Source organism: Micrococcus sp. KRD128 (assembly GCF_017168395.1).
Classification (GTDB): domain Bacteria; phylum Actinomycetota; class Actinomycetes; order Actinomycetales; family Micrococcaceae; genus Micrococcus; species Micrococcus luteus.
The window spans coordinates 42,683-53,154 of record NZ_JABFAX010000012.1 but is presented as its reverse complement, the minus strand read 5'-3'; the positions used below and the strand labels follow the sequence as shown (position 1 = coordinate 53,154).

The 10,472-nt window shown below is 73.8% G+C and carries 8 protein-coding genes and 1 pseudogene; 4 read left to right on the top strand and 5 right to left on the bottom strand.

The features are described 5' to 3' along the window. The first annotated feature begins 315 nt into the window (after positions 1-315). Positions 316-891, top strand: coding sequence for a hypothetical protein (locus J1M44_RS05180; protein ID WP_206480715.1), 576 nt, complete (start codon positions 316-318; stop codon positions 889-891). A 69-nt stretch (positions 892-960) separates the two neighbouring features. Here J1M44_RS05180 and J1M44_RS05175 read toward each other — a convergent pair whose 3' ends face one another. Further along, positions 961-2,448, bottom strand: coding sequence for a M18 family aminopeptidase (locus tag J1M44_RS05175; RefSeq protein ID WP_136940473.1), 1,488 nt, complete (start codon positions 2,446-2,448; stop codon positions 961-963). Positions 2,449-2,554: 106 nt separating this feature from the next. Between J1M44_RS05175 and J1M44_RS05170 the strand changes: the two genes are divergently transcribed. Then, entirely contained in the window at positions 2,555-2,896 is a 342-nt protein-coding gene (locus J1M44_RS05170; protein ID WP_231119533.1) for a hypothetical protein, read from the top strand. On the opposite strand, the gene J1M44_RS05165 is transcribed toward J1M44_RS05170, so the two are convergent. Beyond that, a complete protein-coding gene (locus J1M44_RS05165) occupies positions 2,887-4,410 on the bottom strand; it encodes a glycosyltransferase family 87 protein (RefSeq protein WP_206480714.1) in 1,524 nt (507 codons plus the stop codon). The genes J1M44_RS05170 and J1M44_RS05165 overlap by 10 nt on opposite strands. Before the next feature lie 169 nt (positions 4,411-4,579). Between J1M44_RS05165 and J1M44_RS05160 the strand changes: the two genes are divergently transcribed. Beyond that, positions 4,580-5,665 carry an inositol-3-phosphate synthase gene (locus tag J1M44_RS05160; protein WP_206480713.1) on the top strand — a complete coding sequence of 362 codons (1,086 nt, stop codon included), beginning with the start codon at positions 4,580-4,582 and terminating at the stop codon, positions 5,663-5,665. Between the two features lie 106 nt (positions 5,666-5,771). On the opposite strand, the gene J1M44_RS11665 is transcribed toward J1M44_RS05160, so the two are convergent. The 3 genes from J1M44_RS11665 to J1M44_RS05140 all read right to left on the bottom strand — a co-directional run bounded on the left by J1M44_RS11665 (position 5,772) and on the right by J1M44_RS05140 (position 9,861). Next, entirely contained in the window at positions 5,772-7,910 is a 2,139-nt protein-coding gene (locus J1M44_RS11665) for an acyltransferase family protein (RefSeq protein ID WP_342356570.1), read from the bottom strand. Positions 7,911-8,057: 147 nt separating this feature from the next. Further along, on the bottom strand, positions 8,058-8,357 hold the full coding sequence (locus J1M44_RS05145; RefSeq protein ID WP_010079788.1) for a DUF7218 family protein: 300 nt from the start codon (positions 8,355-8,357) through the stop codon (positions 8,058-8,060). Between the two features lie 52 nt (positions 8,358-8,409). Next, positions 8,410-9,861, bottom strand: coding sequence for a CCA tRNA nucleotidyltransferase (locus J1M44_RS05140; protein WP_206480711.1), 1,452 nt, complete (start codon positions 9,859-9,861; stop codon positions 8,410-8,412). A gap of 65 nt (positions 9,862-9,926) precedes the next feature. Here J1M44_RS05140 and J1M44_RS05135 point away from each other — a divergent pair. Continuing rightward, positions 9,927-10,429, top strand: a pseudogene (locus J1M44_RS05135) (NUDIX hydrolase); the annotation flags it as partial. Positions 10,430-10,472: the final 43 nt, after the last annotated feature.

Here is a 10,472-nt window from a genome sequence, read left to right as displayed (position 1 = left end):
GGCGCGGCCGGTCCGGGTCGGGAGCATCGGGGCGATCAACTCCCATTGGGTGTCAGAGAGCATCTGGAACCGGGACATGTCCCCAGGGTCTCAGCTGACTCGTGCATCTATTCTCAGACACGCCCTAGGGGGCCGTGGGGTGGCCGGGGCTTGCCCTCGGTCGACGACGACGTACCTTGGAAGGAGGACACACATCCTGTGTCACACCCCTCTCACGTTTCGGAGCATCCCATGTCAGAGTCCACGTCGGCAGCGCCCCAGCCGTCCCAGTCCGTCCCCTCCCGCCGCCGAGTCGCCAGCAGCCTCGCGTGGGCGGTGCCGACCGTCGTCGCCGCCGCCGCTGCCCCCGCCGAGGCGGCCAGCCCTCTCCCGCGGATCGACCGCTCGTTCCTGGTCACCCGCGGCACCCAGGCAGCCGTGCCCGGCGCGTCGGTGTCGGCATGCGGCTCGAGTTCGACCCGCTTGAGCGTCACCACGGACAACAGCACCTACTACTACCGGATCGCCAATGTGCCCATCGGCTCCACGGTGACGGGTGTGACCGCCTCCATCCTGGTGCAGAAGAGCATGGTGGATGCGATGGAGACTGGGAAGAACCCCACCACCTTCACCTGGACGAGCTCCACCCCGTCCTGGAGCACCCCGACCCGTGAGGTCTCCGGCACCGGCAGTCCGGTCCTGTACACCGACAACAACATCCAGTACTACCGCTACGTCAGCAGGCTCCTCACCCCGGTACCCGCCCCCGTCTCAGGCACCATCACCCTGCCGCTCATCGGGTGGTACAGCAACTGCAGCACGACCCTCGCCGGCGTGTCGGTCAACGGGCGCGGCTCCGCCGTCGTGAACGGCAAGACCTTGGTCCAGATCGGCGCCTATCGGACGCTGTGACACCGGGCTCCGCCGGCTGACGCAGACCCGCGCACGCCGCTCGTGGCGGCCGTCATCCGCCGCCACGCCTCACACCCCGCGGAAGAACTCCCGCGCGGCCGCCGTCAGGTGCTCCACGTCCCGCACGCCGCACATCTCACGCGCCGAGTGCATGGACAGCAGGCCCAGGCCCACGTCCACGGTCCGGATGCCCAGGCGGGTCGCCGAGATCGGGCCGATGGTGGAGCCACAGGGGACGTCGTTGTTCGAGACGAACTCCTGGAACGGCACCCCCGCCACGCCGCACCAGCGGGCGAACGCGGCCTCGCCCCCGGCGTCGGTGGCGTAGCGCTGATTGGCGTTGATCTTCAGCAGCGGGCCGTGGTTCACGCGCGGGTGGTTCACGGGATCGTGCCGCTCGGCGTAGTTCGGGTGCACCAGGTGGCCGGCGTCCGCGGACAGCAGCCAGGACCCCGCGATCGCCCGCGCCCGGCCCTGCCCGGCCACGCCGAGCGCCTCGAGCACGCGCCCCATGACCTCCTCGAGCAGCGGCCCGGCCGCCCCGGACCGCGACGCCGACCCCAGCTCCTCGTGGTCGAACGCGGCGAGCAGCGGGATCACCGGGGCGCCGGCCGCCTCACCGGCCACCCCGCCCGCGACGGTCCCCTCGTACGCGATCGCCCCCTCGGCGCCGCCGTGCTCGCGTGCCAGCTCCTCGAGCGCCACGAGGCCCGCGTGCACCGAGCTCAGATTGTCCAGCCGGCCCGACGCGAAGAACTCGCCCGCCAGCCCGAAGAGTCCGGGCGCCTGGGCGTCGGCCACCACGACGTCGTGCCCGCGCACCGCGGCCGGGTCCACGCCGGCGGCGGCCGCGAGCGCGGTCAGGACGTCACCGGGCACGCGGGCGACCAGCCCGTCGGCCTCCGCCTCGCCGGCGCCCTCGCCGCGCGGGGCGAGCGCCCCCACGACGGGGTTCGTGTGCCGCTGCCGCTTCAGCGTCAGCCCCTCGTTGACCTCGCGGTCCAGATGGATGGCCAGCTGCGGGATGCGCCCCACGGGCCCGGTCGCGGCGAGCACCTGCGTGCCGTCGTCGAGGGCGAGACGCCCGGCGAACCGCAGCTCGCGGTCCAGCCACGAGTTCAGCAGCGGGCCGCCGTACACCTCGACGCCGGCCTGCACCCAGCCGTCGGCCGTCACGGTGGCCGGGTTCGGCTTGAGCTTGAACCCCGGCGAGTCCGTGTGCGCGCCGAGCACGCGGAACACCGGCACGACGGCGGCGCTCGGCCCCGCCTCGTCCGGCCCGGCCGCGCGCGCCTCAGCGCCCTCGTGGCGGCCCAGCGCGCCGGCGCCCGTCGGCACGATCCAGGCCACCGCCGCGCCGTCGCGCACCACGACGTAGCCGCCCGGGGCCGACGGGAAGTCGACCGTCTCGTCCAGGCGGGTGAAGCCGACGGCCTCCAGGCGGCGTGCGACCTCCTCCGCGGCGTGGTAACTGGAGGGCGAGGCGGTCACGAAGTCGGCCAGGTCCCGCAGGTGGGCGGGCAGCTCGGCGACGGTGTCACGGGTCACGGGGGTCATGCCCCGACCGTACCGCGCCCCACCATCCGTCCGGCTACCCTGGCCCGAAAGCGGCCCCGGCCGCATCGCCCGCCCGTCAGCGCAGGAGGAGCCCGCCGTGGACATCATGATCGCCGTCGCCGTGGGGGTCTTCCTCCTGGTGGCGTGGACCGTGGGCGGCTGGGCCATCGTGCGGATGGGCTTCACCCGGGACGGGGACGCGGCCCGCACCCCCGCCCACGACGCCCACGACGACGGCGCCGCGCGTCCGGCGCACCCCGGCGCGGTCGCGGACCCGGCCACCGACCCCCACGTGATCTGGCGCGAGCAGATGAAGGCGGCCACGGCCGCCTCCGGGGCGCAGTGCGTCTGTCCGCCGCCGCCCCGCGAGGACGGCGCCGCCGAGACGGGGACGACCGCGCCGCCGTCGTCCCCGGACTGCCCGATCCACCGCTGGGACTACGCCTGAACCGCGGCCGGCCGGCCTGAGCGCCCCCGGGCCGGGCCGGCGTACGCGCCGGCGAGCGGGTCGGCGTCCGGGTGGCCGCCGTGGTCGCGCTTCACGAGGTCCTCGGCCGGGTGCAGCATCTCCCACACGACGCGCCCGCACAGCCACAGCACGGCGAGCATGTGCGCGAGGATCGCGGCCACGTAGACGGAGTCGTCCATGGAGTGCTGCGGCGGGGTCTCGGCCACCCCCTTGGCCAGGTACATCCACACGGCGAAGAAGTGCAGCGCCTCCACCGTCTGCCACACCCAGAAGTCCCGCCAGCGCGGCAGGGCGAGCGCCAGGAGCGGGATCAGCCAGACCACGAACTGCGGTGAGTACACCTTGTTGGTGAGCACGAACGCCGCCACCACCAGGAACGTCAGCTGGGCCAGCCGCGGGGTGTGCCGCACCCGCACGCCCAGCACGAAGATCCCGAGGCAGCACACCGCGAAGGTCCCGTAGGCCAGCAGGGTCAGGGAGTCCTCCGGCACGAACGCCCACCCGGCCTGCGCGGCGGTCACGTCCCACGCGTGCCACACGCTGGACAGGCCCGGCCCGCGCTCGCCGGAGAAGGTGAAGAACACGGACCACGCCTGGAAGTTCACCGCCATGAGCGGCACGTTGACCGCCGCCCACGCCGCCACCGTGCCCCCGGCCGCGAGCAGGAACGGCCGCCACCGCCGCGAGCGCACCGCCAGGATCAGCAGCGGCCCCAGGATCAGCAGCGGATACAGCTTCATGGCCGCGCCGAGGCCGAACAGCACCCCCGCCGTCAGGGACCGGCCGCGCGACCACGCGTACATGCCGCACGCCAGCAGGGCCACGGCCCACAGGTCCCAGTTGATGGTGCCGGCCAGCACGATCCCCGGGGCCACGGCCACCATGAGCCCGTCCGTCCACCGGCGCCCCGCCATGCGGACGGTCAGCACCGCGACGACGGCCCACAGCGCCACCACGAACCCGAGGTTCACGAGCCAGAACACCACCGTGCCCTGCTCCGGCGAGAACGGCAGCGCCTGCGTGATCCAGGCCGCCACCGAGCCCACGACGGACATCAGCACGGGGTACTCGAACGTGGAGCCAGCCCGGAACGGCGCCCACGGGTCCGCCGCGAACCCGCGCCCGCCGTAGAGCGCGGCCCAGTCCGAGTAGCAGCCCGCGTAGTAGACGTTCGGGGCGCCCCAGCCGTGCAGCAGGCACGGCGACTTCTGCAGCACGGTCACGACGGCGGCCAGAGCCACCAGCAGCCCCGTCAGCGCCGCGGGCCCGGCCCAGGAGCCGGTCCCCCGTCCGGGGCCGTTCGCCGCGAGGCCGCCGGCGAGCTGGAAGCGGCCGCCGCGCTCGCCGGGGGCGGGCAGGGCCCCGGACGGTGCGCTGTCAGCGGAACGCCCGACGGCGGCACCCGGGTCGGCCACGGCGTCGCTCGGGGCGCCGTGCGCGGCGTGAGTGGGCGGCTCGCTGGGGGTCGCGGCATGCGCGGGGGCCGGTCTCATGCCCCCATCCTAGGAAGCCGCCCGGACACCGGACGGGCGGGGTCGCCGTCGTCGGTCGTAGACTGGCGGGGTTGATCCCCGGGTGAGCGCCCCGCCGAACGGTGCGGGCCCCCTGCGCGCGCCCCGCGTGCCCGCACCCGTTCCGGACAGTCGAGGAGAGAACCAGACCGTGGCCACCAATCCCATCCGCGTCGCCATCGCCGGCGTGGGCAACTGCGCAACATCCCTCATCCAGGGTGTGGAGTACTACCGCGAGGCGAAGACCACGGACACGGTCCCGGGCCTGATGCACGTACAGTTCGGCGACTACCACGTGTCCGACCTCGAGTTCGTGGCCGCGTTCGACGTGGACGCGAAGAAGGTCGGCCTGGACCTGTCCGAGGCCATCACCGCCTCCGAGAACAACACCATCAAGATCGCGGACGTGCCCCACGCGGACGTCACCGTCCAGCGCGGCCCCACCCTGGACGGCCTCGGCAAGTACTACGCCGAGACCATCGAGGAGTCGGACGCCGAGCCCGTGGACGTGGCGCAGGCCCTCCGCGACGCGAAGGTGGACGTGCTGGTCTGCTACCTGCCCGTCGGCTCGCAGCTGGCCACCGAGCACTACGCCCAGGCCGCGATCGACGCCGGCGTCGCGTTCGTGAACGCCCTGCCCGTGTTCATCGCCGGCACCCCGGAGTGGGCCGAGAAGTTCACCGCCGCGGGCGTGCCGATCGTGGGCGACGACATCAAGTCCCAGATCGGCGCCACCATCACCCACCGCGTGATGGCCAAGCTGTTCGAGGACCGCGGCGTCACCCTGGACCGCACCTACCAGCTCAACGTGGGCGGCAACATGGACTTCAAGAACATGCTCGAGCGCGAGCGCCTGGAGTCCAAGAAGATCTCCAAGACGCAGGCCGTCACCTCCAACACCTCCGCGCAGCTGGGCGAGAAGGACGTGCACATCGGCCCGTCCGACTACGTGGCCTGGCTCGACGACCGCAAGTGGGCGTTCGTGCGCCTCGAGGGCCGCAACTTCGGCGACGCCCCGGTCTCGCTCGAGTACAAGCTCGAGGTGTGGGACTCCCCCAACTCGGCTGGCGTGATCATCGACGCCGTGCGCGCCGCGAAGATCGCCCTGGACCGCGGCATCGGCGGCCCGATCCTCTCGGCCTCGTCCTACTTCATGAAGTCCCCGCCCGTGCAGCACAACGACGACGCGGCGCACGAGCTCGTGGAGGCCTTCATCCGCGGCGACATCGAGCGCTGACCCGCCCGGTCCCCACGGACCGCGCACGACGCCGGCCCGTCACCTTCCCCGTGGAGGTGACGGGCCGGCGTCGTCGTGGGGGCGCGTGCCGCCCCGGCCACCGCGCTCAGCGCCGCGTGCCGAGCCGGTCCTCGATGGTGAGCCGGACGAGCTGGGCGTACATAGCCTGGCCGTCGGCGCGGGGGTGCACGCCGTCGGCGGAGAAGTCCGTGACGTGCTGCTTCGCCGCGGCGTCCCAGTCCGCCAGGACGATCCGGTCCGGGTGGGCCTCGGCCTGCGCCTCCATCTGCACCTGCACGTCCGCGATCCAGTCCATCGGGCCGTGCGGCACCACGAGCACGAGCAGCCGGTCCTCGCCGACGGCCGCCAGGATCTTCTCCCAGTCGCCCCGGTGGGTGGTGCCGTTGGCGCCCAGGGCCACCACGACGACGTCGCTCAGCTGGCCGTCCGCCTTGAGCTTCTCGATCTCGTCCGCGGCGTCCCAGATCTGGTAGCCCACCTCCGCCTCGAGCAGCATCCCCGGCAGCTGCTCCATGAGCTTGGGCGCGGCCGAGAGCGAGACGGAGTCGCCGATCAGGGTGACGTCCGGGCCGAGCTCGGACGGCGGCAGGGCCGCGGTGAGCTGCTGCGCGGAATACTGCGGGCGCGCGACGGCCGGGTCGCCGAGCCCGAGCCCGGACGGCTCGGCGGACGATCCGGGCGAGGGCGTCGCACCGGCGGAGCCCTCCGCGTCCCCGGGGGCGGCCGAGCCGGGCGAGGCCGAGGCAGACGCCTCGGCCCGCTTCGACTGCTCCGCCGCGCGGGACTCGCGGGCCGCCTGCTGCGCCGCCTGGGCGGCCTTGAGGGACTCCTCCGCCTGGGCGATGTCCTGCTCGAGCTGGGTCTGCGCGGGCGAGTGCACCACGGCGGCCACGGCCGCCGTGGGGACGGCCACGAGCCCCAGCGCCGTGGCGGCGGCCGCGAGCCGGCCGATCGGCCCGGCCCCGCCCGTGAACGCCCGCCGCGCGGCCGCGCCCCAGCGGCCGAAGGCGCCCGTGAACCCCTCGTGCAGGATGGGCTCCTCGATCAGCCGGGTGCTCAGGTCGGCGATCAGGGCGGTCAGCAGCAGGATCGCGCCGGCGGCCACGGGCTCGACCCACCCGGGGGCGTCCACGGGCACCATCACGCGCATGATCACGAGCAGCGGCCAGTGCCACAGGTACGCGGCGTAGGAGCGGCGCCCCCACCAGCGCAGGAACGGGCTGCCCAGCGCGCGCGAGAGCGAGTCCCGCCGGTCGCCCTGCACCACGTGCCAGACGATGAACGCGACGACGGCGGACAGGCCCGCCAGCACCCCGCGGTACGTGCTCGCGTGGCCGCCGTCGACCAGGGCGAAGCCCGCCGCGAGCACCGCCACGGCGCCCCACGCGACGGCCACCCGCCTGGTCGAGGTCCGCGGCTCGGGGCCGCCGTGCTCGGGCCGGGGCACATGGGCCAGGCCGATCGCCACGCACGCGCCGAACAGCAGCCCGAAGGCGTGGGTGTCCGTGCCGAAGTAGAGGCGGGCCTGCTCGAACCCGTGCCACGAGCCCCAGGCCATCCACGCCGCGGAGGCCACGGCCACGACCGCGACCGCCAGGATGCGACGTCGGTCCGCCACCCGCCCCGAGTTCACCGTGCTGCGCGGCGGCCAGGTGAGCAGGAGCAGCCCCCAGAGGAGCAGGGGCCAGAGGATGTAGAACTGCTCCTCGATCGCCAGGGACCACAGGTGCTCGAACAAGGGCGGCGAGGCGCGGTTGAAGTAGTCCCCGCCCTGCAGGATCATCACCCAGTTGCTGGTGTAGGTCAGGGCGCCGAACCATTGGCGGCCCAGGCCCGCGGGGAACTCGTCCACCGCCAGCCATGCGAGCGCGGTGGTGCCCACGAGCGCCATCAGCATGGCCGGGATGAGTCGCCGGATGCGCTTCATCCAGAAGGTGCCCAGCGCCACGCCCCGGCCCGCGTCCACACCGCGGACCAGGCCGGTGGTGATGAGGAAGCCGGAGAGCACGAAGAACATGTCCACGCCCACGAACCCGCCGCGCAGGAAGGTGGGCCAGGCGTGGAAGACGAGCACGGCGAGCACGGCGATCCCCCGCAGCCCGTCGAGGGCGGTCACCCGGCCGGGGCCGCGGCTGACCCGCGTGCCGACCTTGACGGCGGGCACGCCGTCCTCGGACGACAGGGCATGGCGGGGCACGGACGCGGTGCGCTGGTCGGGACTCACAGCGGTCGATCATCCCATCCGGACCTGGATGGGCCAAAGCCTCCGGCCATCCCCCGCAGCCCCCACCGCGTTGGGGGCGGTTTCCGGCGGTATCCCACGGGCACAGCACCGGATTCCGCCCCCGGAAGCGGGGGGAGCGGGCGCCGGTCAGTGGTTCCGCAGCGCCTCGATGAGCTCGTCCTTGGTCATCGTGGAGCGGCCCTCGATGTCGAGTTCGCGGGCCCGCTTCTCGAGCTCGTCCTTGGTCCAGTCCTCATAGGAGCCGGCCTCGCCACCGCGCTCGGCGACCTCGTCCCGGCCGTCCCGGGCGGACGCGTTGGCGATCCGCGCGGCCTTCTCCTCGCTCGCGCCCTCGCGGCGCAGCGCCTCGTAGACCTCGGGATCCTTGATGCTGGAGGTGCCGGGGCCCATGGGGGCGCCGTTCTTCTCGGTCTTCTTCTCAGCCATGCGGCCAGTGTGGTCCCGGTCCGACGACGGGTGGAAGGCCCGCCGCGCCGACTCAGTCCTGCTGGGCCTCCGGCTGCTCGGCCCACCAGCGCCGCAGCTCCGCCTCGGCCTCGGCCGGCTCATGCGGGCCCTCGTCGAGGCGCCACTCGAGCAGGTGGTTGTACGCCCGGCCCACCACCGGGCCCGGGCGGATCCCCAGCAGCGCCATGATCTGCTGCCCGTCCAGGTCCGGCCGCACGGCGGCGAGCTCCTCGGCCTCGGCGATCTCGGCGATGCGCCGCTCGAGATCGTCGTAGGCGTGGGCCAGCCGCTCGGCCTTGCGACGGTTGCGGGTGGTCACGTCCGAGCGGGTCAGCGCGTGCAGGCGCGGCAGCAGGTCGCCGGCGTCGTGGGCGTACCGGCGGACGGCGGAGTCGGTCCAGCCGGCGTCGCCGTAGCCGTAGAACCGCATGTGCAGCTCCACCAGGCGGGCCACCGCCTTGATCGTGTCGTTGTCGAACTTCAGGGCGCGCAGCCGCTTGCGGACGAGCTTGGCGCCCACGGTCTCGTGGTGCCGGAAGGTGACGGCCCCGCCCTTCTCGAAGCGGCGCGTGGCCGGCTTGCCGACGTCGTGCAGCAGCGCCGCCAGGCGCAGCACGGGGTCGGGGGTCGACGGCGCGTACTCACCCTCCAGCTCCATGGCCTGCTCCAGCACGGTCAGGGAGTGGGCGTAGACGTCCTTGTGGCGGTGGTGCTCGTCCGACTCGAGCTGCAGGGCGGGCAGCTCGGGCAGGACGTGGTCGGCCAGGCCGGTGCGCACGAGCAGGTCGAGTCCGGCGCGCGGGTGCGCCCCGCACACGAGCTTGACGAGCTCCTCGCGGACGCGTTCGGCGGAGATGATCGTGATCCGCTCGGCCATCGCGGTCATGGCCTCCTCCACCTCGGGGGCCACGGAGAAGCCGAGCTGGGAGGCGAAGCGGGCGGCGCGCATCATGCGCAGCGGGTCGTCGGAGAAGGAGTCCTCGGGGGTGCCGGGGGTGCGCAGCACGCCGGCGTGCAGGTCCCGCATGCCGCCGAAGGGGTCCACGAGCTCGAGGGCGGGCAGGCGCAGGGCCATGGCGTTGACGGTGAAGTCGCGGCGCAGCAGGTCGTCCTCGAGGCTGTCGCCGAAGGCCACCTGCGGCTTGCGGCTGGCCGGGTCGTACTGCTCGGCCCGATAGGTGGTGACCTCGAGCTGCCAGCCGGCCTTGCGGAAGCCGATGGTCCCGAACCGCCGCCCCACGTCCCACGTGGCGTCCGCCCAGCCGGCGCCGACGGCCTCGGACGCGTCCGGGTCGGCGTCCGTGGTGAAGTCCAGGTCCAGCGACGGCCGCCCCAGGAAGAGGTCGCGGACCGGGCCGCCCACCAGGGAGAGCTCGTGGCCGGCGGCCTCGAACCTCCGCCCCAGCTCCACGACGACGGCGGGCAGGGTGGCGTCCGCGGGGAAGCCGGGGGGCAGCGCGTGGGTGGCGGTGGTCAGATCCATGATGCCTACAAGGGTGCCAGACGGTCCCGGCACGGGCCCGCGCGGGCCGGGCTAGAGTTGACGGCATGACCCGCCCCGATCCCTCCGCGCACCGGGGCGCGCGGGACCCCGTTCCGCCGCTGCCGCCTCCCTGCCCACGGTGGAGGAGGTCTCCGCCGGCGGCGTCATCGTCCGCGAGCACGAGGGCGGCCTCGAGGTGGCCGTGATCGCCCGCTACAACCGCGGTGGCCGGCTCGAGTGGTGCCTGCCCAAGGGCCATCCCGAGGGCGAGGAGGACCACCGGCAGGCGGCCGTGCGCGAGGTGGAGGAGGAGACCGGGATCGCCGGCCACATCCTCGAGCCGCTCGGCGCGATCGACTACTGGTTCACGGTCGCCCGGCACCGCGTCCACAAGACCGTGCACCACTTCCTGCTGCGCGCCACGGGCGGCGAGCTGACCACCGAGAACGACCCGGACCACGAGGCCGTGGACGTCGCGTGGGTGCGCCTCGAGGACGTCGCGCGCCGCCTCTCCTTCGCCAACGAGCGCCGGATCGTCGACCTGGCCCGCCAGGTGGTCGACCAGCACTTCCCCCCGGGCGGTGCCCGGGGCCCACGGTGGTCGGATCCGT